21 protein-coding genes are annotated in these 23,995 nt (G+C 46.2%); 7 read left to right on the top strand and 14 right to left on the bottom strand.

What is annotated here, in order from left to right; translation table 11 throughout:
* The first annotated feature begins 308 nt into the window (after positions 1-308).
* Positions 309-1,073 carry an energy transducer TonB gene (locus tag DXA74_RS03855; protein WP_118525510.1) on the top strand — a complete coding sequence of 255 codons (765 nt, stop codon included), beginning with the start codon at positions 309-311 and terminating at the stop codon, positions 1,071-1,073.
* A 150-nt stretch (positions 1,074-1,223) separates the two neighbouring features.
* Here DXA74_RS03855 and DXA74_RS03850 read toward each other — a convergent pair whose 3' ends face one another.
* From DXA74_RS03850 to DXA74_RS03815, 9 genes are all read right to left on the bottom strand, one after another.
* Positions 1,224-2,432 (bottom strand): TolC family protein, encoded by a 1,209-nt coding sequence (locus DXA74_RS03850; RefSeq protein WP_118525509.1) that lies wholly within the window; start codon positions 2,430-2,432, stop codon positions 1,224-1,226.
* Positions 2,433-2,443: 11 nt separating this feature from the next.
* Positions 2,444-5,539 carry an efflux RND transporter permease subunit gene (locus DXA74_RS03845; RefSeq protein WP_118525508.1) on the bottom strand — a complete coding sequence of 1,032 codons (3,096 nt, stop codon included), beginning with the start codon at positions 5,537-5,539 and terminating at the stop codon, positions 2,444-2,446.
* 30 nt (positions 5,540-5,569) lie between these two features.
* Complete coding sequence (locus DXA74_RS03840; protein ID WP_118525507.1) at positions 5,570-6,712, bottom strand: efflux RND transporter periplasmic adaptor subunit; 1,143 nt, start codon at positions 6,710-6,712, stop codon at positions 5,570-5,572.
* A gap of 131 nt (positions 6,713-6,843) precedes the next feature.
* Positions 6,844-7,266, bottom strand: a complete 423-nt coding sequence (locus DXA74_RS16205) for a hypothetical protein (protein ID WP_147401027.1) — start codon at positions 7,264-7,266, stop codon at positions 6,844-6,846.
* Between the two features lie 116 nt (positions 7,267-7,382).
* Entirely contained in the window at positions 7,383-7,742 is a 360-nt protein-coding gene (locus DXA74_RS03835; protein ID WP_118525506.1) for a YbaN family protein, read from the bottom strand.
* 8 nt (positions 7,743-7,750) lie between these two features.
* A complete protein-coding gene (locus tag DXA74_RS03830; protein ID WP_118525505.1) occupies positions 7,751-9,685 on the bottom strand; it encodes an ATP-dependent DNA helicase RecQ in 1,935 nt (644 codons plus the stop codon).
* 23 nt (positions 9,686-9,708) lie between these two features.
* On the bottom strand, positions 9,709-11,433 hold the full coding sequence (gene recJ / locus DXA74_RS03825; RefSeq protein WP_118525504.1) for a single-stranded-DNA-specific exonuclease RecJ: 1,725 nt from the start codon (positions 11,431-11,433) through the stop codon (positions 9,709-9,711).
* 222 nt (positions 11,434-11,655) lie between these two features.
* Entirely contained in the window at positions 11,656-12,861 is a 1,206-nt protein-coding gene (locus DXA74_RS03820; protein ID WP_118525503.1) for an aminopeptidase C, read from the bottom strand.
* Positions 12,862-12,928: 67 nt separating this feature from the next.
* On the bottom strand, positions 12,929-14,332 hold the full coding sequence (locus DXA74_RS03815) for an aminopeptidase P family protein (RefSeq protein ID WP_118525502.1): 1,404 nt from the start codon (positions 14,330-14,332) through the stop codon (positions 12,929-12,931).
* A gap of 205 nt (positions 14,333-14,537) precedes the next feature.
* On the opposite strand from DXA74_RS03815, the gene DXA74_RS03810 reads away from it, so the two are divergent.
* The 6 genes from DXA74_RS03810 (at position 14,538) to DXA74_RS03785 (ending at position 19,963) form a co-directional block, all read left to right on the top strand.
* Entirely contained in the window at positions 14,538-15,362 is an 825-nt protein-coding gene (locus tag DXA74_RS03810) for a patatin family protein (protein ID WP_370448483.1), read from the top strand.
* 244 nt (positions 15,363-15,606) lie between these two features.
* Entirely contained in the window at positions 15,607-16,053 is a 447-nt protein-coding gene (locus tag DXA74_RS03805) for a hypothetical protein (protein WP_147401026.1), read from the top strand.
* A gap of 208 nt (positions 16,054-16,261) precedes the next feature.
* The gene (locus tag DXA74_RS03800; protein ID WP_118525517.1) at positions 16,262-16,528 is read left to right on the top strand and encodes a hypothetical protein; all 267 of its coding nucleotides are present in this window, start codon (positions 16,262-16,264) and stop codon (positions 16,526-16,528) included.
* Positions 16,529-16,584: 56 nt separating this feature from the next.
* Complete coding sequence (locus DXA74_RS03795; RefSeq protein ID WP_118525500.1) at positions 16,585-16,986, top strand: FKBP-type peptidyl-prolyl cis-trans isomerase; 402 nt, start codon at positions 16,585-16,587, stop codon at positions 16,984-16,986.
* A 106-nt stretch (positions 16,987-17,092) separates the two neighbouring features.
* Complete coding sequence (locus tag DXA74_RS03790; protein WP_118525499.1) at positions 17,093-17,458, top strand: MarR family winged helix-turn-helix transcriptional regulator; 366 nt, start codon at positions 17,093-17,095, stop codon at positions 17,456-17,458.
* Positions 17,459-17,527: 69 nt separating this feature from the next.
* Entirely contained in the window at positions 17,528-19,963 is a 2,436-nt protein-coding gene (locus tag DXA74_RS03785; protein ID WP_118525498.1) for an FAD-dependent oxidoreductase, read from the top strand.
* A 276-nt stretch (positions 19,964-20,239) separates the two neighbouring features.
* Here DXA74_RS03785 and DXA74_RS16200 read toward each other — a convergent pair whose 3' ends face one another.
* From DXA74_RS16200 to DXA74_RS03760, 5 genes are read right to left on the bottom strand one after another with little or no spacing between them, the layout of a single operon-like run.
* Positions 20,240-20,779: a restriction endonuclease subunit S gene (locus tag DXA74_RS16200; protein WP_147401025.1), complete on the bottom strand. Its 540-nt coding sequence runs from the start codon at positions 20,777-20,779 to the stop codon at positions 20,240-20,242.
* A complete protein-coding gene (locus tag DXA74_RS03775; RefSeq protein WP_233550455.1) occupies positions 20,721-21,233 on the bottom strand; it encodes a restriction endonuclease subunit S in 513 nt (170 codons plus the stop codon). The genes DXA74_RS16200 and DXA74_RS03775 overlap by 59 nt, the downstream gene beginning before the upstream one ends.
* Complete coding sequence (locus DXA74_RS16425; protein WP_199666074.1) at positions 21,116-21,838, bottom strand: restriction endonuclease subunit S; 723 nt, start codon at positions 21,836-21,838, stop codon at positions 21,116-21,118. Before DXA74_RS16425 ends, DXA74_RS03775 begins: the two co-directional genes overlap by 118 nt.
* Positions 21,819-23,741: a class I SAM-dependent DNA methyltransferase gene (locus tag DXA74_RS03765; RefSeq protein WP_118525495.1), complete on the bottom strand. Its 1,923-nt coding sequence runs from the start codon at positions 23,739-23,741 to the stop codon at positions 21,819-21,821. Before DXA74_RS03765 ends, DXA74_RS16425 begins: the two co-directional genes overlap by 20 nt.
* Positions 23,722-23,976 (bottom strand): helix-turn-helix domain-containing protein, encoded by a 255-nt coding sequence (locus DXA74_RS03760; RefSeq protein ID WP_118525494.1) that lies wholly within the window; start codon positions 23,974-23,976, stop codon positions 23,722-23,724. The genes DXA74_RS03765 and DXA74_RS03760 overlap by 20 nt, the downstream gene beginning before the upstream one ends.
* Between the last annotated feature and the right edge of the window lie 19 nt (positions 23,977-23,995).

The raw sequence follows: 23,995 nt of genomic DNA, 5'->3' as shown, positions 1-23,995 counted from the left end.
CCGGAGGGATTCTTTTTTGTATCTACCTCTTTCTTCCAATTTTTGCTCTCTATATTCTTATTGCGAACTTCTTTCTCATGTTTCTTTTATTCCGTAGCTTTATTTCATTTGCTCCATCTAATATTGAATGAGATAAAAGAAAAAGTTATATAAAGTTAAAAATAGGGGGTAAAAGATTCATTCTGGAAAAACTTGTTTTTTAGAGAAAAATTTATGAATTCTAGAGCACAGGTTCTCCTTATATAAACCATACGAAGCAATCTGTTACCGGAAAAACAATTCATTTAATCTAATCAGGAGGAGCGAATATGAAGAAAAGAATCTTTTTAGCTTTAGTATTGGGGCTTTGCCTTCCTTTTCTGTCTTGCCAGATAATGGCCGGGAATAATGCTAAGAGCCATGTGGTATTGTTGGATACAGCCCGTTATGATTATCAGGTTGAGTTTTCTCGTAAGTTTCATTACCTGTTCTTGGATAAGGTACAATGGCCTCAGGGAGTAGCAGATACTCATAAGGTGGTGCAATGTGAGGCTACGATTTCTCCAGAAGGAAAATTTGCGGATGTCCGTATCACCGGCAGTGGAGGAGAAGCCTTTGATGCGGAAGTACAACGCGTCTTGAAGGAATTTCCACCTGTTCTTCCAGCCTGGAAGGACGGAGAGCCTACCGCATCTGCTTGCAAGCTGACCTTAGTCTTTGACAAGGCTAAATGGGAAAAGCATGAAGCAGATGAAAAGGCATACCAGAAGAAACTGGATTCTGAAGTAATTTATGTTGATCCTGTTGAGAATCCCCAGTTTCCCGGTGGTCCTGAGGCGTTGAAAAAGTTTATGTATTCTTCTTTTGATTTCAATATGCCGAAGGGTTCTGTTATTTATACCTATACAATAGGAACCGACGGCAAGATGAGAAATATAGAGTACGTTCGCTCATCGGAAGGTTATACGAAAGCACAGTTGCAGCAGGTTCATGGCGTGATGGACCGGATGAGCAAAGAGATACGATGGACTCCCGGTCTGGAATATGGAGCCTATCAGGAAATAAAATATACTTTGCCTTTCCTGTTTAAGTAAAAGAATCAGTCATTTTTGCCGATCGGATCGGAGGACGTTGAAGAGTAAAAAGAGATAAAAAGAAGGAGTGCCTGACATCTGCTTTCCTGATGAGGAAGCAGAATCAGGCACTCCTTCTTTATGTTGCCAATCTGTTAGCCCAGATTTTGTTTAGAGTTCAAATGCATGCAAGTCTGCCAGAGCAGTCTGATAATCTTTTTCCGTCTGAAGCAGATTCTTCCGGAAATCATAATAACGGGTCATCTCGTTCAGATAATCCATCAGATTGATTTCTCCTTTCAGAAGAGCTTCTTTCATGAGCGGTATGGTGTTCAGGTTGTCTAAAGCTTCCTGTTGCATCTGGAGAGACTTTTTCAATTCAACAGACTGCACATACTGCGCTTTCAGATTGTTGTAGACTCTCTGTCGTGCATCCGAAACTGTGCTTTGTGCTGCCTCTACATCGAGCTTACTCTTCTTTACCTTGTTTTTGTTTTCCCACAGAGGGATGCTCATGCCGATGGCAAAGCCCTGCATCCGCTCTGTTTCTGTAAATTCGCCGGTGTAGCCTACAGACAACGAAGGAATCATTTCGCTTTTGGTTGCTCGCACGCTTTTCTTTTTCAGTTCCAGATCTTTCTGATAATAGTTCAGCTCAGGAACCGATGCTTCCATCTGCTGAAACCAGCTGTCGAAATTTTCGGGCAGAGCCAAAGGGGACAGACTCCATTCCGGTGACAGACTGACGGTGTTTCCTCCGTTCAGTCCGTATAAGTCCTGGAGAAGTACTTCCTTTTGAGCGTTTGTATTCCGGATTTCGGTAGCGATAGCCGCACGGTTCAGTTTGCTTCGGTTCACGTCCAGCACATTTCCGCTTCCGTTGCGGAGCAGAGTCTCATAAATGCTTACCAAAGAATCCGCGTCGGTCAGTTGTGTGTTCAGCTCCTGAATCATTCGGTTGCAGAAAGAAATCTCAATCAGCTTTTTCTGCGCTTCCAGCAGAACGGCATTGCGCGTTTGGCGGAAGCTGATTTCTGCCAGTTCGTTTTTAGTACGTGCCAGCTGTTTTTTCTGTCCGCTGATGACGCTCCATTCCAGTTCCTGAGTCACGCTGACTTCCTTTCCTTTCTCGCCCGGATTGTGTGTGTTCCATTTATGTTCGAACTCCACTTCCGGATTTTTCAGGTTCAGTCCAGTCTTGTTGTCCATTACGGTGGCCGACAGAGTCTTCTGTGCGGCTATGATCTGCGTGTTGTTCTGTTCTATCAGATTCAGAACCTCGTCCGAGCTGTTCTGTCCGTAAGCCATTCCCGAACAGAGCAGACAGCCGGAGATCAGGGTACGCAGCACATTCTTATAAGAGATATATAATGTGATCATAACTAAATGTCTTATTGTTTCTTTTCGTTTTTGGAAATCAGCAGATAAACTACCGGGATCACGAATGCGTTCAGCAAGGTACTGCTGAGCAGACCGCCGAGCATCACCTTGGCCATCGGACTTTGGATTTCATTTCCCGGCAGGTCGCTTCCGATCACCAGCGGAATCAGGGCCAGTGCAGAAGTCAGTGCCGTCATCAGAATAGGGTTCAAACGGTCGAGCGATCCTTTCAAAATGCTTTCATGCAGGGAAAGTCCTTCGTGACGCAGTTCATTATAGCGGTCAATCAGCAGGATACCGTTACGTGTTGCGATACCGAACAGAGAGATGAATCCGATAATGGCTGGAATGCTGATGATGCCATCCGTACATTTTACCGCCACAATACCACCAATCAGAGCTAGCGGCAAGTTAATCAGTACCACAGCCGACTGTTTGACGTGATGGAACTGGTTATACAGCAGCATGAAGATGATCAGGATGGACAGCAAAGAAGTAATACCCAGGATGCGGCTGGCCGCCTGTTCGCTTTCAAACTGACCGCCGTATTCAATGTGGTATCCTTCGGGCAGCGTGATCTTCTCGTCGATGGTCTTCTGAATGTCCGAAACCACACTGTGCAGGTCGCGGTCGGCTACGTTGGCAGACACGACAATCTTTCGGGCCACATTTTCGCGGTTGATGGTATTCGGACCGGAAGCAGAACGAACTTCGGCCAAAGCTTCCAAGGGTACCTTTCCGTTTGGAGTGTCCAATACCAGGTCACGGATGTTGTCGATGGTGTGGCGACTGCTTTCTCCGGCCTTTACGGTCAGGTCGAAAGCCTTGTTGCCTTCATAAACCTGTGATACGACCACACCATTGAGCAAAACCTCAATGCTACGGGCAAACTCAGCAGGAGACACTCCATAGCGGGCCAGCATTTCGCGTTTCGGCAGAATCTGCAATTGCGGACGTTCGATCTGCTGTTCCACATTCAGGTCGACGACTCCTTCCACACCGGCAATCTCCTCTTTAATCTGGTTACCGAGGCGGAACATCGTGTTCAGGTCTGTACCGAACAGTTTGATGGCAATGTTTGATTGCGTACCGCTGAGCATGGCGTCGATACGATGTGAGATCGGTTGTCCGATTTCGATATTCACTCCGGAGAGTTCACCCAATTTATGGCGGACTTCTTCCAAGAACTCCGACTTGCTTCGGTCTTTCAGTTCAAACGGAGCCTCGATTTCCGAGGTATTGACACCCAGAGCATGTTCGTCCAACTCGGCGCGTCCGGTCTTGCGGGCCACATTCTTGATTTCTGGAACGGTAAGCAACAGTTTTTCCGCTTGCAGTCCGATACGGTTACTTTCTTCCAGAGAGATACCCGGAAGAGTGCTTACGTTGATGGTGAGTGATCCCTCGTTAAAGGCCGGCAGGAAGCTGCGTCCCAAGGTAAAGAACAGGGCAATGGCTACAATCAGACAGGCACCGGTGCATCCCAGTACCCAATTCTTGTGTCGGATAGCCTGCTCCAAAGCACGGTGATAGCCGCTCTTCAGTTTTTGCACCACCCAAGGCTCCTTGTTTTCTTTTTCGTTCAGTTTCTTGTTCTTGTCGTTCAACAGATAACTGCAGAGCACTGGAGTAAGTGTCAGTGCTACGGCGGTGCTGGCAAACAGAGAGATTACAAAAGAGATACCCAGTGGTACCAGCATACGTCCCTCCATGCCGCTCAGGAAGAACAGAGGCAGGAAGCTGGCTACAATAATCAGGGTACTGTTCAAGATCGGTATACGCACCTCTTTTGAAGCTTCGAATACAATCTGTTTGATCGGTTTGCGCTCCTCTGGAGGCAGCATACGGTTTTCGCGCAGATGGCGGAACACATTCTCTACATCCACAATGGCATCGTCCACCAGCGAACCGATGGCAATGGCCATACCTCCGATACTCATCGTATTGATAGTCAGTCCCAGCAGATGCATCACCAGAATTGTGATGAGCAGAGATATCGGGATGGTTACCAGAGAAATGATGGTGGTACGTGCATTCATCAGGAAGATAAAGAGCACGATGACGACGAAGATGGCTCCTTCAATCAGAGAGCGCTGGATATTTCCAATGGAATTGTTGATGAAAGAGCTCTGACGGAAAATCTGACTGTCCATGTGCACGTCGGCAGGAAGTTCTTTTTTCAGATTTTCCAGAGAACGATCCAATTGGTCAGTCAGTTCCAGGGTGCTGACATTCGGCTGTTTGGTTACGGTAACCAGTACTGCCGGAGTGGCCCGGTTAGAAGCCATACCTGTTTTAGGAGATTTGGCACCAATCTTCAGCTCGGCAATGTCCTGCAACAGGATTGGAGAGCCGTTGATGTTTTTAATCACGGTCTGCGCCAGTTCCTCGGTACGGTTCGTCTGTACCACACCGCGCACGATATATTCATTTCCATATTCATAATGAATGCCGCCACTGACATTGGTGTTTACGTTCTCCAGTTGCTCCATGACTTCGGACAAAGTGATTCCATAGTGTTTCATCTTTTCCGGCTGAAGCAGAATCTGGTATTCTTTGGCATCGCCTCCGATGACTGCAACCTGTGCCACACCTCCGGTAGAAAGCAGACGCGGACGGATGGTCCAGTCGGCAAAGGTGCGCAAATCCTCAAGTGATGTGGAATCGGCGGTAAGACCGATGATCATCATTTCTCCCAGGATGGAAGATTGCGGACCCAATACCGGTTCGCTGACACCTTCGGGCAACTGATCGCCTAATACTGCCAGTTTCTCGGAAACAATTTGACGGGCACGATAGATTTCGGTATCCCAGTCAAATTCTACCCAAACAATGGAGAAACCCGTGGTACTCTGCGAACGTACGCGGCGCACACCGGTTGCTCCGTTTACGGCTGTTTCAACCGGAAAGGTAACCAACTTCTCTACTTCTTCAGGAGCCATACCCCCGGCTTCGGTCATCACAACTACGGTGGGCGCATTCAGATCTGGAAAGACGTCCACTTCCATTTTCTGAACGACAAAAATGCCGCTCAGCACAACCAACACTCCGACAATCAGAACCGCCAGACGGTTGTGCAGTGCTGTTTGAATGATTTTATTCAGCATAGTTTGTTTCTGTCAAGGTTAGTAAATGGATTAGTGATTATGATTGTGACCTTCTGGAATGGTTCCGCTCTGTGAAGCCAGTTTCACGTGGATGGCTCCCTGAGTCACGACTTTTTCATTGGCCTGGATACCTTTCAGGATTTCAACGCGCACTCCGTCCTGTCCTCCGGTTTTCACTTCTCTCTTCTCGTAGTGTTCTTTGTCCTTCTGTACATAGACAAAGAATACTCCCTGCTCTTCGGTCAGTGCGGTGAGAGGAACGGTCAGCGCTTCACGCTGTTCATTGCCCAAAAGCCAGATTTCCGCAAAACTTCCGGGCAGGATGTTGCCTACGTTATTGCATTCAAAGATAACCGGAACATAGAAAGTACCTTCCGGCATGCTCTTGCCCGAAGACAGCAGGCGTCCGCCGATACTGTCCAGACACATGGTCTGCTGTGAAGCTTCGGTACGGAAGTTGGCGCTGCGCACCTGATTCAAGAAGGCATAATGCCGCTCGCTGACTTCGGCGCGGATTTGCAGCTTCTGGTTCTGGGTGATGATGGCCAGCGGCTGTCCTACGGTAACATAATCTCCCGGGCGCACCAGAATCTGTTTGATGAATCCGCTCTGATTGGCGGCTACGCTCATTCCGCTGCCGTTCTTTTTCTTTCCCATTCCTGATAGATTTTCGCGGGCCACGTCACGGCGCAGTTTGATCTGTTCAAACTCCTTTTGGCTGATAATCTGCTTCTGCACCAGCTCTTCGGCACGCTTCAGTTCGCTTTCCGCATTGGCCAGGTCCAGACGAGCCTTTTCAATCGGGTCACCGTTTTCCACTCCTTTGGAGGATATGCTGAAAAGCGTCTGTCCGGCTCTTACGGCATTGCCCTCATACAGGTTTCCGCTATAAGTAACCAGTCCGCTGGTTGTTGCGGCGACTGTCTTCTCATTGCCGTTGGCAGCCAGAATCTTTCCGCCTACTTTGATGGCGGGACTGAAACTTCTTTTGGTAACGGTTTCGGTTTGCAGACCGATCTTTTCGGCCTGATGCGGATCCAGAATAATTACTCCTTCATGCTCATGTTCTTCGTGTTTTTCTTCTTCGGCAGCATGATTGTGCGAACAACTCAATGTCGTTCCGGCGGCCAGCAGGAATGCCAGACGCAAAAAGTTTTTATGCAAATTCTTCATATATAGTATTTTAAGATTCTTGTTTTAAAGTCGGTAAACTTACAGATGATGCTTCTGTATGCTTGGTAGGGGCATACGAAGACTCTGCTGTCGGCCATGCAGGGGGCAGCCGTCAGACAGAACGGATAAACTTAAAATACAAAAACGGGAGGGGCCCTGAGGCCATGTGATGAGAAAAACTCCGGACAAGGTCCACGGGGACTGTTTCCGGAAGGATAGCGATTGCTGTGATACTCCTGAATAAAGAACGGATATTCGCTTGGAGTGCAGCAAATGAATTTTACCGGATGAGCATCCGGCTGTTGTATGGATTGTCTGCTGTTTTTTTCCAATCCCAGAATTTTTCCTGAGTGGCAGTGGCAGGGAGTGTCCTGCGCACTAGTGTCTGTCGGCAGGCAATTAATTCCTTTCTGGCAGTGATTGTGCAGCATCAGGTGTTCCCATCCCAGACAGATATGGGTAGCCTCATGGTGATGGTATCCTGCCAATGAGAATACCACAACGGCCCATAGGGCAATACGGAGGCATAATTTATGGAATATAGACTGATGCATTTCTGGATTTTTACTTTTGCAAAAGTACGATAAAAATCCGGAGCATACAACAGGATCTGTTTTTTTGCAACTCAGTTGCATGAACTCCCTATATAATAATAGGTAGAGCTGTTTGTCTATTTCAGAGTCTTATAGGAGAGTATGTGCCAAGAGATGCCGGCCGCCAGCAGCAGTAAGGCGACACGAATCCAAAGGTGCGGCACGACACCAAAGGCAGCGATAAGCATGGTGATCCACACCATGCTCACAGAGATGACTTTTGCTTTCAGGGGGATGGCCCGGTGCTCTCTGAAATTGCGGATATAGGGTCCCATGCGCTTGTGGCTGATCAGCCAGTTGTATAGCCGGGGAGAGCTACGGAAAAAGCAAGCTGCTGCCAGCAGAAGAAATGGAGTGGTGGGCAACAGGGGAAGAAAGATTCCCAAAATACCTAATACCACGGCCAGGCATCCGCATAAAATCAGAAAGATTCTCATAAGCGTTTTCAGTTAGTAGTTTCTTCTATGTCCTGATTGGGGGATAAGGAAATCATGCCGTCGTCCAGAAGAAGCTTCTCTTCCTGCACCATTTGATGCAGAACCTGTCCTACAGTTTCGCGGCTGATACCCGGAAAATCTATGTCGTGAACGGGGACTTCCTTTTGTTCGCGCAGCAGAGCGGTGATTCTCTTTTCTACGTTTTCTGCCAGTCCCTGACTGATTCCGGCACTGTTCTTTTTCAGGCAGACATCACACGCCAGACAATTCTCTTCGCTCGTTTCGCCGAAATAGGCCAGCAACATCCGGCTGCGGCACAAGTCATCGCGGGTGGCATAGTCGATCATGGCCTGTATGCGTGCTTCATATTTTTCTTTCCGGTTTTCGTAAATTTCTCTGGAAATGACAATGCGCTCGGTTTCCACCCTCTTTTGTGCAAAACGGATATAGGGAGTCTTCTTATAGGGGATGTAGCTGATGATCCTTCTTTTTCCCAAGGCTATCAGTCCCCGGTACACCATATCCCGACTCAGACCGGTTTGTTTGCCCAAAAGTGTTTCGTCAATGGTGATATAGTCACTGAACACTCCGCCATAGCTGCGCAGCACCGCCTGAAGCAGGGATTCATATTCCGGTTCCAGTCCGTCCACATGATAAAGTTCATCGCGGCGCACCAGAAATATCAGTCGGGAGTCGTTTTCCTGTTCGTCGATATATTCCAGATATCCGGCCCTTGTGAGGATTCTCAGGGCACTGTCTGTGGGAACGGGGAAATGCTTGAAATTACGGCAGAACTCGTTTAGATTGAATTCGCGGGTCACATTCAGGCCGTCACCCATAGCCATCTGATAATAATAACAGATGTGTTCGTAGATTTCCTTGATGAATTCGCGGTCGGGGAAGGTGTCCGGTATGCGTTTCATCAGTTTGGTCTTGTCGCTGGCATTGTAAAGTAGTACGGCATAAGCCTTTCTGCCATCGCGTCCGGCGCGTCCGGCTTCCTGAAAATAAGCCTCGGGCGAATCCGGTACATCCATGTGCACCACCAGACGTACATCCGGCTTGTCAATACCCATGCCAAAAGCATTGGTGGCCACCATAACGCGGCACTGGTCCGTTTGCCACAGCCTTTGGCGTTCATCCTTCTCACAGTTGCTCAGTCCGGCATGGTAGAAGGTTGCCGTAAGTCCTCTTTCTTCCAGTTGTGCAGCCAGATCCCTGCACTCCTTTCGGCTTCGGCAGTACACAATGACGGTACCCGGGATGCTGTTGATGATGTGCAGCAGTTCGCTTTCCTTGTCTTCCGTGTGGCGCACCACATAAGCCAGGTTCTTCCGTGCAAAGCTCATTTTGAAGACATGTTCCTGCCGGAACAGCAGTTTGTCCTGAATGTCCTTCACCACCTCGGGAGTAGCCGTGGCTGTCAGAGCCAGCACCGGAGCTTGCGGAACGACTTTCCGCAGGTCGGCTATCCGGATGTACGAAGGACGGAAATCATACCCCCACTGCGAGATGCAGTGCGCTTCGTCCACAGTGATGAAGCTTACCCGCATCCGTTTCAGTTTGGTAAGAAACAGTTCGGAAGAGAGGCGTTCGGGCGAAACATACAGAAACTTGTAGTCGCCGAAAATACAATTTTCCAAAGTGACCAATATCTCATTATGCGTCAGTCCGGAGTAGATGGCAGCAGCTTTGATTCCCCTTTTCTTCAGGTTCTCCACCTGGTCCTTCATCAGAGCGATGAGAGGGGTGATCACAATGCAGATACCCTCCTGAGCCAGTGCCGGTACCTGAAAGGCGATGGATTTTCCGCCTCCGGTAGGCATCAGTCCCAAGGTATCTTTTCCGCTACCGATGCTATGGATGATTTCCTGCTGAATGCCGCGGAAATCATCATAGCCCCAGTATTGTTTCAGTATAATGTGATATTTGTCTTCTGTCATAGAATCTTAAGGTGCGTTTCCGGTCAGTCCATTCCGGTAGGGCGTATATCCTCTATCTGCAGCTGGACTTCTCCCCGCTTGTGCGTATTCTCTTCGATGGTGTAGCAGATGTCGAAAGAGCGTTTGGTCTTGATGTATCGTGCCTGCGAGCTCTGTCCGAAGGCGATGCCGTTCATCACGTTATTGCTTTTGTTGTCCACCAGTTCCAGTTTGATATGCTCCTGTTCGCGTCCCACCACCTTGCTGGTGCCATAATCATACACATGGAAGGTGCTGAATATCGGTTTGGGATTATCCGGTCCGAAGGGATTGAACTTTTTCAGGTTGTGATGGAACTTGTGTGTGATTTCGCGGAAGTCGAGCACTCCGTCGATATCCAGGATGGCGTGGGTCTGTTCGGGTTCAATGTGCTGCTCCACATAATGCTCAAAGCGGCGGCTGAACTCCTCCACGTGCTCTACCTTCATCGAAAGGCCGGCGGCGTATGTATGACCGCCGAAGTTCTCCAGCAAGTCACGGCAGCTTTCAATGGCCTTATACACATCGAAGCCCGAAACCGAGCGTGCCGAGCCTGTGGCCAGACCATCCGTACGGGTCAGCACCACCGACGGGCGATAGTAGATTTCCGTGAGGCGTGATGCCACGATGCCGATCACTCCCTTATGCCATTCCTCGTTATAAATCACGATGGCCTTTTTCTCGTTCTTGTCCTGCAGATTCTCCACAATCTGATTGGCCTCTTCGGTCATCGACTTGTCCAGATCCTTGCGTTGCTCGTTATACTGGTTTATCTGGTTTGCCTTTTCCAGAGCAGCCTTGTAATCCTTTTCCACGAGCAGTTCCACGGCCTCTTTTCCATTCTGCATTCTTCCCGAAGCATTGATGCGCGGACCGATTTTGAAGATGATGTCGGTCATCATCAGTTCCTTTTCCGCCAGTCCGCAAATGTCGATAATCGCTTTCAGACCGATGCTCGGATTAGAGTTCAGTTGTTTCAGTCCGTGGTAAGCCAGAATTCGGTTTTCGCCCATGATGGGTACGATGTCCGATGCGATGCTCACGGCACAGAGATCCAGCAAGGGAATCAGTTGGCTGAATTCGATGCCGTTGCTCAAGGCAAAGGCCTGCATGAACTTGAAGCCTACGCCGCATCCCGAAAGATGCTGGTAAGGATAAGTGGAGTCCGTGCGTTTCGGATTCAGAATGGCCAGTGCCGGGGGCAGAATCTCATCCGGCACGTGATGGTCGCAGATGATGAAGTCAATGCCCTTTTCTTTGGCATAGGCAATTTCTTCAACAGCCTTGATGCCGCAGTCCAGTACAATAATCAGTTTCACACCGGTGCTGTGCGCATAGTCCACTCCCTTGATGGATACTCCATATCCTTCGTCATACCGGTCGGGGATGTAGTAATCAATATTGGAGTAGAACTGTTGCAGAAACTTATAGACCAGTGCCACAGCTGTGCATCCGTCTACATCATAGTCGCCATATACCATGATGCGTTCTTTCTCTCCGAGAGCCTTGTTCAGTCTTTTCACGGCCACTTCCATATCGTTCATCAGAAACGGATTGTGCAGACCGGTAAGCTGAGGCCGGAAAAATTTCCGGGCATCCTTGGCGGTATAGATTTTTCTCTGAATGAGCAATTTACCCAATACCGGATGGATACCCAGTTCCTTAGCCAGAAGTCTGGCTTCTTCCTCTTCCTCGGGTGTTTGTGATTTGAATTTCCATTCGTAGTTCATTATATATTGTTTTTTCTTTTTTCGTCTCCAAGGTGGTATTCCCGTAAAAAACGGGCATGCCATTTTAATCTGTAAAAATAGCAAAAAAAAACAAGAACCGGGAGTGTTGGTATGTTTTTTTTGCAGTTCGTATTTCTTTTTAATAATGAACCGATGGGAGCTTTTGCGGGAAATAAAAAACGGATACGCCGTTGTTGGCGTATCCGTTGGATGCGGAATGAATTATTTCAAACCGAGTTTCTTCAAAATAGCTTTAGGAACAGCGTTCTTGTGTACCACGATGTTCATAGTCTTGTAAGCAACGAATGCCTTAGAAGCGTACCATACACCATTGTACTTACCGGCGTTACCCCAAGAGTTCTTCACCATGTAGTACTCCTTACCGGTCTGATCCTTGGCGATACCGTAGATCTGCATACCGTGGTCATCGGTAGTCTCCCAGTTGTCATAAGCCTCCTGACGCATTTCCTGAGTGATCTTCATTTCAGGAGCAGGCTTGTTGATAGCCTCGTTGTAACGCTGAGAAGGAGTCAGACCCAACCAACGTGCAGCATCAGAACCAGTCAGGTCCTCAGCCTTGATGTTCGGCATTACAGCCACACCGTCGCGAGTGAATCCGCCTTCGCTCACGTCAGAACCCCAGGCAATTGTGTAACCGTTGTTCAGAGCGTTGTCGAATACTTCCATCAACTCGTCAATCGGCAGGTTGTATGACTGAGCCCAGCGCCAGTTGTCCTGTACCTCGATTACGAACGGCTTGTAGAATGGGTGATGAGTGAATGAAGTCAGTGAGATGTAGTCGTCCATGTTCAGACCCAGGCTCTCCATGTAGCTCTTCGGAGTGTATTCCTTGCCTTTGTAAGTGAACTTCTCAGGACATTCGCCCAGATAAGCGTCGTAGATAGCGCTGAAAGCCTTTGTCCATACCGGAGACAGCTTTCTCATGTTGCTCTTTGCCAATGCTTTTACAAATGCACTTGCCACCAGGTCAACCTCGTTGTGGTTAGGCAGGGTGTCGCCGTAGAGAGTTCCCGGCTGTGGCATAGCTTCCTGAGGAACGATACCGTAGTTGTCCATGCAATACATTACATCGTAGAAGCTACCTCCCTGAGAGTAAGATACGTCACCGTGAGTGCGTACTGCCTGCTTTGCGCGGTCTTCCATAGTCTTGTGTACCACGAACATCTCGCAAAGATCCTGCTCGCCCTTACCCATACGGAGCAACTCAGACTCGAAGAATGCCAGTGAGCTGAAGCACCAGCAAGTTCCGCTCTGGTTCTGATTCTTGATAGAAGTGATCGGGTTCTCCTTTACGGTAGTAAATACAAAACCCTCATCCTTCTTCTCTTCCTTGTTGTCATTCTTGTCCTGCGCAAATGCTCCTACAGAGCAGATGGCCAATGCAAAAAGTAAAATCTGCTTTTTCATTTAAAGATTTGATAGTGATTAATTAATGTATTTATTGATAAACTCTGATTCTATATCTTCAGGAGGATTAGCCTCTGTTCTTGGCCAGATATTCCTCCACATCGGCTGCGTGATAAGGAATGCGGTCCTTGCCCAGGAAGCGGCAACCGTCTTCGGTAATCAGCAGGTCGTCCTCAATGCGGATACCGCCAAAGTCCTTATAGCTTTCCAAAACCTCAAAGTTGATGAAGTCTTTGTTGATACCCTTGCTCTTCCAGTCGTCAATCAGATCCGGAATGAAATAGATACCCGGTTCGTCGGTCATAACCCAACCCTTCTGCAAGCGTCGTCCGCAGCGCAGGCTGGCCAGTCCGAACTGAGAAGATGGGCGCACCTCGTCGTCATAACCTACATACTGCTGTCCGAGACCTTCCATATCGTGCACATCCATACCCATCATGTGTCCCAGTCCGTGAGGCATGAACAAGGCATGTGCTCCGTTGGCTACGGCCTCGTCTACATTACCTTTCATCAATCCCAGAGCCTTGAGGCGTTCGGTCATGATGGTTGCGATGCTCAAATGAACATCCAGCCACTTCACTCCCGGTTTGGCCACCTGAATCGCGTGATCGTGACATTCCACTACGATATCGTAGATGTCGCGCTGCTTCTGGGTGAACTTACCGCTGATAGGGGTGGTACGAGTATGGTCCGAACAATAGTTTTCGTTGGTTTCCGCTCCGGCATCGCAAAGCATCAGACGGCCTTCTTCCAAAGGACGTGGATAAGGATAGCCGTGCAGAATTTCGCCGTGCATAGACAAGATGGATGGGAAGCTCACCATGCAACCCTTTGAAGCGGCGATACCGCTGATGGTACCGGCGATTTCCTGTTCGGTGATTCCCGGACGGCAGAGCTTCATGGCAGTGGTGTGCATCTCATAACCGATGGCACAGGCACGTTCGATTTCTGCGATTTCCGCATCCGACTTCACCGCTCTCTGGTCGATTACAGCCTTGATGAGTGACAGGGATGCTTCTTCGCGCTGGCGTGAAGGATGAATGCCCAGCAGGTCCATAATCTGAATCTGGATGTCGTGGCGGTAAGGAGGCAGGAAGTGGATCTTCTGTCCTTTGGCCTTGGCCTGATCCACCAGTTTCTGCAGGTCGCTCATCGGAGCGGTAAATTCCACACCACACTCATCGGCCATGTCGCGCACACTGTTTACCGAGCCATACCACACGATGTCCTCAATATCGATGTCGTTACCGATCAGATATTCACGGTTATTGTCAATATCAATGATACCGGCCAGTCCGTCGCGGTGCTGTCCGAAGTAGTACAGGAAACAGCTGTCCTGTCTGAATTTATAAACGTTTGCCGGATAGTTATATGGGGCATCATTGTTACCGAAAATCAGGATGATTCCGTTGCCGACCTTCTTCTTCAGGTCATTTCTGCGGGCAACGTACGTTTGCTTGTCAAACAACATAATTGTAACAAAATTGGTTAATAAATGGTTTATCAAGCAAAATTAGTTATTTTATTTTTGAAAATCACTATCTTTGTATGAAATTAAATATTATTATAAACAATATGTCCGGAAAAGTCGTCAAACCGTTTTATATTTGACGTCTGAACAGCAAAATTTCCGGATAAATTGTTTTTTTGTAAAACACAAGGTAAAGAGAATAAAAATGGACAAGACAGGTTTAGTATTGGAAGGCGGAGGCATGCGCGGAGTGTTCACTTGCGGCGTGCTGGATTATTTTCTGGATCAGGGAATTACTTTTCCCTATACGGTAGGTGTTTCTGCCGGTGCCTGCAACGGTTTGTCGTATATGAGCGGGCAGCGCGGACGGGCCAAATACAGTAATATTGACATGATGGAAAAGTACCAGTTCATCGGTATGAAATATTTATGGACCCAGCACAGCATTCTGGATCAGAAACTGCTGTATCAGGATTTCCCCGAGCGCCTGGTGCCTTATGACTTTGAGGCCTATAGCAACAATCCGGGAGAGTTTGAAATGGTCACCACCAATTGTCTTACGGGAAAGGCCTGCTATCTGTCGGAGAAGAAGGACTGGGACCGCATGATTGCCATTGCCCGTGCTTCGAGCAGTCTTCCCTATGTCTGTCCGATAGCCTATGTGGATGGCATTCCGATGCTCGACGGGGGTATTGTCGATTCCATTCCCGTGGAGCGTGCCCGTTCGCTGGGATACGAGAAAAACGTGGTGGTGCTTACCCGAAACAAGGGTTACCGCAAAAAAACAAAGGATTTGCGCATTCCTCATTTTATCTATAAGAAATATCCTCGTTTGCGTGTGGTGCTCAGTCGCCGTTGTTCCTGCTATAACGAACAGTTGGAATTGGTAGAGCGTTTGGAGGAAGAAGGCAAGATTATCGTGATCCGTCCCGAAAATCCGGTTGTGGTTGACCGCATAGAAAAGAACATCAAAAAGCTGGAAGACCTCTATCAGGAAGGATACGAGTGTGCTCGAAAAGTGTTGGGATAATTGATGCTTTTAAGTATATAAATGATAAAAGCAGCTCTGGTGGTACTTGGAGTCCTCAGAGTTGCTTTTCTTGTTTTCGGGAAAACAATATTGTTTTCTAAAAATTTTTTAATGGAAAAACGAAGAATAATCGTCTTTGTTTTTATATTTGTGCCTTGTGGAACTGAAAAAGCTTTCTGATTTTTCGGTGGACAGAGAATGGCTTATATTTTTTTGATTATGTTTTACTTAATAATGAACGATTATGAAAAAGCTATTTGTTTTTAATCTGCAGAGATTGCTTTGTGTGGTTATTCTGCTTGTAGCAGGAATGTCTTTTGCCCTGGCTCAGACCAATAAGGCCTGGAATAAGGATTGGAGCGGCAGAAATTCCTATGGCGATGCCCGTTTTGTGCTGACTCTGAATGTCGATAAGAAGCAGGCATTGAATGAGTTTAACGAGGCTTCAAAATGTAATGGATTCTTGAGTGTTTATATGGTAGAGCCCAGCGGTTATCAGTCTTTGCTGGAAACTTATGAGTTGCATGTCCAGTCTGTTCAGGGAAATACAGCCGTGATGACTTTCAAGGGTGGACGTGATATTGATTTAGGCTCAGGTACCTGTAAGGCTGTTTTGAAAAACGGACGCTTACAGTTGATGGTTACCAAAGGCAGTCAGGATGTCTTGTTTAACAAGGCGCAGTTAAAGTAATTCCGATTCCTGTTGATTCATGATATTATCTGGAGGTTTCTTCCTCTTTTTATAAGAGCTGCATTACTGCAAAAGTAAGTGCGGCTCTTTTTTTGTTTATAACTCGGTGCGAAATAATCATGATGTTTGCCTGAAAAACCGTATTTTTGTAGATGAAAACCGTTCGGAGAAGAACCGGTCGGTTGTTTTCAAAACAAAGTACTTGTCTATGGAAAAGAAAGAAGATATCTATACCTTTAAACCCGACTTTACGAAAGCGGAAGTCAAGGAACTGATAGCCTGGTTTGAAGAGCGCATGGACCGTTTGCCAGCCGAGTTGCAGATCAATAAGTCCAGTCATACCAAGAATCTGCGGTTTACGGTCAGCCAACTGATTTCCATGCTGAAGAATCGTGAGGTTAATGTCACGATTTGCGGATACATTGCGCATCTGGCGCTGATTAAGGAGCGGCTGATACAGGCCGGCATGGAGTAATTCCGATAAGAGAAGTTACAGAAAAGAGTTTTTTCAGAAATGCAGCATTAAGGAATATGGGAAAAGCAGCAGAATACAAAGCCCGTAACGAGGCTTTTTTAGCAGAGAAAAGAGGGCAGGAGGGCGTGCACGAACTGCCCGGAGGAGTTCTTTATCGTGTGTTGGAAACCGGCGAAGGCACCGTTTCGCCTAATCTGAACAGTGTGGTTACCGTGCACTACCGTGGTGTGCTGGTGGGCGGCAAGGAGTTCGACAACTCCTGGAAGCGAACCTGTCCCGAGGCGTTCCGTCTGAAAGATGTCATCGAGGGCTGGCAGATTGCCTTGCAGCAGATGCACGTGGGCGACAAGTGGATTGTGTATATTCCCCAGGAGAAAGGATACGGCCGCCGCGCCTGTGGTCCCATCCCCGGAGCATCGACCCTGATTTTCGAGATCAAACTGTTGTCGATTGTTTAAAATAACTGCATCCTCTTAAAAATGTGGTTTTCTAATAATATTTTCCAATAAAAACTTTTTCTATTTAGAATAAGTTCTTATCTTTGCGACAAGAAAATCAGAAATTATGGAATCGATTTGTGTCATAAAAGACTTGTATAAGGTTCTTTATCAGTTTGAGAAGGACTTTGCTGAGGCTCATTCCATGACCATCAACGAAGCGATGCTGCTTTGTTGCATGAAGGACGGAAAACCCCGTACGGCGGGAGCCATCTGCGAATACATCGGTCTGTCCAATTCTCGTGTGTCTAAGGTTATTACGGCTGTGGAGCAGAAGGGATTCATCGAGCGTGAGATCAATAAGGAAGACAAGCGCCAGATGATTTTTTCGCTTACCGAAGCCGGTTGGCAGACGGTGAAAGCCATGCAGAGCAAGGATCTTCAGTTGGAGCGTTTGTTCCAGCAGCTGAATGAAGTGCTGAAAAAGGAGTAATCTCCTTTTTTTACCCAAATAGTTTTTAGTAGGAAATATATTATATAGAAATAAATAACAAAAGAAATAATGAAGTATATAGTTATTGGCGGTGTTGCCGGTGGAGCTACGGTTGCCGCGCGATTGAGAAGAATGGACGAGCAGGCGGAAATCATTCTGCTGGAGCGTGGAGCCTATGTGTCGTATGCCAATTGTGGTCTGCCTTATTATATAGGTGGAGAGATTTCAGAGCGCGATCATCTTTTTGTGCAGACGGTGAAAGGATTTCAGGACCGTTTTGCGATAGACATCCGTGTGCGTCAGGAAGCTGTGGAGATTCTGCGCGATCAGAAAGTCGTGCGCATCAAGAATCTGGAAACCGGTGCCGAGTACACCGAGAGCTATGACAAACTGGTGCTTTCGCCCGGAGCGGCCCCGATCCGTCCGAACCTCGAGGGCATCAATCTGCCCAACATCTTCACATTGCGCAATGTGCCCGATACCGATGCCATCAAGAACTATATTACCGCCAACCGTCCGCGCCGTGCCGTAGTCGTAGGTGGCGGATTCATCGGTCTGGAGATGGCCGAGAACCTGCACCGCCAGGGACTGGAAGTGCACGTGGTGGAGATGGGCCGTCAGGTGATGGCTCCGATAGACTATTCCATGGCTTCCATCGTGCACCATCACATGGTGGAGCAGGGCATTCACCTGCATCTGGAGCGTGGCGTAACTCGTTTTGCATCCTCTGCTTCCGGTGCACTGGAAGTGGTGCTTTCCGACGAGCAGAAAATCGAAACCGATATGGTGATTCTCAGCATCGGCGTGCGTCCCGAAACCACGTTGGCCAAGGATAGCGGACTGGCTATCGGTGCGCTGGGAGGAATCTCGGTAAACGAATATATGCAGACTTCCGATCCGGACATTTATGCGCTGGGCGATGCCGTTGAGGTGGTTCACGGAGTGACCGGCAAACCGGCACTGATTCCGCTGGCCGGTCCGGCCAACAAGCAGGGACGCATTGTGGCCGACAATATCGTGTATGGCAACGTGTCCGTCTATTCCGGTACTATCGGAACTTCCATTGCTCAGGTGTTCGATCTGACGGTGGCCGCAGCCGGAGCAAACTCCAAACTGCTCGACCGTGAAAAGATTCCTTATCTCAGTTCGTTCACCCATTCGCAGTCACATGCCGGTTACTATCCCGGTGCCGTGTCTATGTCCGTAAAGATTCTTTTCTCGCCCGAAAACGGTCGCCTGTTGGGTGCCCAGATTGTGGGCTTCGACGGAGTGGACAAGCGCATCGAGATGCTGGCACAGGTCATCCAGAATCAGGGAACCGTGGCCGATCTGATGGAGCTGGAGCATGCCTATGCCCCTCCTTATTCTTCTGCAAAAGATCCTGTAAACATGGCAGGCTTTGTGGCCGACAATATTCTGAAAAAACGGGTGGAAACCATTCTTTGGAGCGATGTGGCCTCTCTGCCGGCCGATGCGGTGAAGATAGATGTGCGCACTCCAGCCGAGTATGAGCTGGGCACCATTCCGGGCTTTGTGAACATTCCCGTGGATGAGTTGCGCGGCCGTCTGGCGGAACTGCCGAAAGACCGTCTGATTGTCGTGACCTGCGCCATCGGTCTGCGCGGTTATCTGGCCTACCGGATTCTGAAGCAGCACGGCTTTACCCATGTGAAGAATCTCTCCGGAGGTTACAAGACCTGGAGTGCGGCCACCATGCCGGTCGGTCAGCCGGACTCGTCCTGTGACAGCTGTTGCGGCGATGAGCCTTGCAGCACGAAGAATATTGTAGAAGTCAATGCCTGCGGACTGATGTGTCCCGGTCCGATTATGAAGCTCAAGAGTACTTATGAGCAGTTGGATAACGATGCCATGCTTTGCATCACCGCTACCGACCAGGCTTTTGCCAAGGACGTGAAGTCGTGGTGCAAGATGACCGGAGCCGATTTGGTGTCGCTCGACAAGCAGGCCGGACAAGTCAAGGCATTGGTGCGCAAGCAGCAGCCTAAAGCCTGTGCTCCGGCACAGCAGGGCGGGGCAGAGAACAAGACCATCGTGGTGTTCAGCGATGATTTGGACAAGGCACTGGCATCGTTTGTCATTGCCAACGGAGCCGCCTCTACGGGTAAGAAAGTGTCCATGTTCTTCACTTTCTGGGGACTGAACGTCATCAAGAAGAGTCAGAAACCGGCAGTGGAAAAAGACATCTGGGGCCGTATGTTCTCGTGGATGCTTCCTTCCGACAGCAAGGCGCTGAAGCTGTCGCAGATGAACATGATGGGCATCGGCAGCAAGATGATGCGTTTCCTAATGAAGAAAAAGAAGATTGACAGTCTGGAGTCGCTCATTGCTCAGGCCCGTGAGCAGGGTGTGGAGTTTATTGCCTGCACCATGAGTATGGATGTCATGGGTGTGAAGAAAGAAGAACTGCTCGATGATGTGACTCTTGGCGGTGTGGCTACTTATCTGGAGCGTACCGAAGAGGCAAATCTGAATCTGTTCATCTGATGAAAGACAGCTTACTATAAATTTACTCCGTAGAGGAGAGCAAAAAGAAACTGCATTCCGAAAATTGACTACAAGTTTCGGGATGCAGTTTGATTAAGTAATTAAGTTTTTAATTCATTGGACATGGAAACGAGGTATACCTTTAAGACAAGTCAAAACTTGTACTTTACATCGAAGGAAAACTTATTGGAAAGTGGGGTAAGGAACAATTTAGTAAATTGTTTTCTTCCGTACGCAAAACAGTTGCGCCACTCAATATTCTCCTATTGGTCTCGCTTATAAAGTAAGTCCTAAAGTCTTGAAGTAGTTAAATATCTGTTCGTTTTCAACACGTCGCATATAATTCTCCATATATTTCCAATAAGGATTGCCGTTTTCATCCACCGGAAGAGTAAGAACCTCTTTCGCTAAACGTGTAGCACTTCTCTTGTAACCAAAATTGTATTTTCCCCTTATGCGGTCTGCTACAGTAGTGATAAACGTACCAACATATTTATTAAGATTCTCATTGTACCCCAATGTCATATCTGAAGTCGCTATAAAATCTTCTGCTTTATAAACTGAATATCCCATAGAACCTTCTCCGTTTCGGATAAAAGCTATACAATTTCCTTTTTGTACCAAATCTTTATTAGCTGTAACAAAGCAAAGCACTCCATTGTTCTGATTGGTTGCTCCAAGATAACTAATACCGTTTTCAATTTTTTCGATATGATTAAGTCCTTTTGATTTGCCTGGTACAAGACTGGGGAATAAGTCACGAATGAGGAAGTGTTTCCAAATTACCCCCCCCCCCCATTTTGCACTTGTTAACATTTATTCTATCCTTAAAGGTTTTCAAAGTAGTTTTGAGGATGTCTTGTTCAATCTCCTTCATAAAGGAAGACATAAAGGTAAAGTCTATTTCTCCGGTTTGAGTTGCAGGAAGTATTAACTTTTCTCTTTTTATTCTGTTGTCATTTATTTCTCTGTTAAAACTGTATTTCTCCGATAAGCGATTTATAAGCGGTAACATAAAAAGATAAGCATATTTATCTAATCCTTCTCTTTTCAATTGAGTAACATGGTCACTTGCTACAAATTCATATTGATGAAAGAATGCACTCCCTACACTACCGCTATTAGCTACAGTCAGACAATTAGAGAATTTTCTTACGCCGCTTTCGTTTCCAACAAATCCATCCACACCATTGTTGAGAGCGGTTGCCGATATGTATGGAGTTCTTCCCTCTGAGTGATCGGCCTTTTTAAGCCGTTTCCCTCGCTGTATTTCCGTGAATACTTCTGTGAAATAAAATGCTTTCCAATGGGCATGAGATAAATTACCCCCCCCGTTATTTCGTTGATTATTAGGTGTTTGCATATTTTCTCTATTGTTGGTTTTAAGATTTGTTGTTCTTTGGCTTTCATATAATCTTCCATGAATTGCCAATCGGGATTGTTATTTTCATCAATGGGAAGTAATATTCGTTGCCTTTTCAAACGTCCCGTTCCCATTTTATAACCATATCCATATTTTTCTCGTTGTTTTGTAATACACAAAGATATAAATAATGAAACGTATTTATTATTCTTTTTAGGGCGTAACTTCCGTGTATCATTCCCATATAAAGCTTTATATGGATGGTAAAAACAATAACCGACAGAACCATTTCTGTTTACCGAAAGACAATTACTTTCAAGCGTTTCATTACTATTTGCAACAAAGTATCCTATACCATTATTATTTGCAGTTGCTGTAATATATGGTATAAGTCCATCTAAACGTTCCCTCTCATAAATATCTCGTCCTGAAAGTATTTCAGCGACATCCTCTATAAAGAATGCATTCCAACTCCGGGAATTTAAAGAAAGATTATTCATTTTTTTCTCCATCTTTTATATCTTCAAACAAATATCCCCTACCATGAGTAATCATATTAAATTCAAAGGTCAAATAATCAGCCATTGTATTCTCAAAGTCTTTCTCCGTAGGGATTTCATCATTGAAATAGTAGAACGCATGCAACCATTCATCCTCTGCCTCTATAGTGGTTTCCACACAGAATTTTGTTTCAGCCTCTACGCGTCCAAACCACACGTCAAGCAAATGTTGTCGCTTATCTTTAGCACTGGCAGTTTCTTCCAGTCCGATATGCTTGCTTACAACAAATCCGTCATCCTCGAAATTAATGAATTTACATTTATGATTTTTGTCATGAGGTATGCCAGCAGTAAATACAGCAATACATGGGTTTGTTCCTACACCGTAGAACGTATTTTTGTTGAGTGTGATAACACCTTCCAACGTATGATGTTTGAGTATGTTGTTTTTGATATTTTGTTCCTCTTTACTCTTTCCCGTTACTGAAGATTGGGGGACTATTACAACAGCTCTTGCCCCCTCAACTAATGATTCAAGCAAATGTTCCGTAAAACTGATTTCATATAAATCAGGATTACTTTTTGAACCTTGTGAATAAGGTGGGTTCATCATACCCACAGTACATCCTTTCAATTGTAATTGGCTTGGATTATGCTTTAAAAAATCCCAATTATGCAAATTACTTTTACCATCTCCTCGAAGTATCATATTGGTTGTGGCTATAGTGAACATATAAGGTTGTAATTCAATACCAAATAACTGGTCACGTTTTATATGTCTTCTCTGAGCTTCATCTTCTGCTTGTTTAACCATCTTGTGCATGGCAGCAATAAGGAAACCTGCAGTACCACAACAAGGATCAAGGACTTTGTCATCAACTTTCAAATCTATCAATTCGCAAAACAATTCTGTAATATGTTTTGGAGTAAGAACAATACCTAATGTCTGCCCATCACCACCTGAATATGACATAAATTCTCCATAGAAACGTCCTAAATAGTCTTCTGCTGAGTTTTGGTAACGTATGTTCTTATAGATACTATTATAAAGAAACTCTGTGTAATGTCTTAATGGTGTCTTACCTAAAGTATCATTTTTTTCATTGATTTTTGGCGTATCTTTTATAACAGAAAATTGACTCAATAGTTTATCTCGTTTTGTATCGGGTGTTACATTGGCTCGCTGCAAGTTACTTCTTATGGCTTCGTAAATCTTTTGTCCATCAGTTTTTATGTTATCTCCAATAAGAGAATCAATAGAAAATGTTTTGTATTCTATTTCTCTTAATGCCAACATAATACCAGAAACAATCAACGGTTTTTGTTCTGTAGTCAGATTTCCGTAATTCCTCAAATCATTGTGTAGTTTCTCTGCATCTTTGAGTATTTCAGCTGTTGTCTTTTCTACATCTGTTTCTTCCTTCAGGATTTCTTTTAAATAAAACTCGTCTATATTGTTTTCATTGAACGAAATAAAGGTTTCCACATCAGAAAGTTCCTGATAATCTCCACGTTCGTTTATAAAAATAGGAGTTATCCGATGTCTTTTTTCATTACCTGATATACCAAATGCAAGTACTTTATGAAAAGAAGTGTGTGCAGCTAAATGAAGTCCATAGAACAAAGCACCATTGACTGCATAGTCTTTTACACTTTTAACATCTTGTGCTATTAATTTTTTATCATTTCTGACGATATGCTTTTCAAGTGTTGCTTTATCTTCTATTACAAGCAAAAAATCTTTTACTATTCCACAATATTCAGGATAGCCAACGTTTCCTGTTTGCGCTTTTGAAGCCGTTTTTAACGCTTCGTCAACTTCTTTTATGTCACAACCTTGTGGTGTCAAATCTAAACCTGCTTCTTGCAGTAGCCCATACACCCAAAAGTCTGTTTTAATCTCTTTTTTCGCCATTTATATAGTCTTCTTTAATTTGGTTAGGTACAAGTAAATCCCTTAAATCAATATTCAGAATGTTTGCTATCTGATATAAAACAGGAAGGGGAGGTTGTACCTTGTTCGTTGCGTATAGATTGACCATATTGAAAGTCTTTCCAAGCCTGTTTGCCAATTCTGTTTGACTAATGCCCTTAGCATCTAATACCTCTTTTATTCGGTTCGTACATGCCGTTTTGTCTGAATGTGACAAAGGTACAAAATTTTATTTG

This window comes from Bacteroides sp. OF04-15BH (genome assembly GCF_003477995.1).
Classification (GTDB): Bacteria; Bacteroidota; Bacteroidia; order Bacteroidales; family Bacteroidaceae; genus Paraprevotella.
The sequence above is the reverse complement of the archived record's forward strand: the minus strand, read 5'-3'. Positions and strand labels throughout refer to the sequence as shown.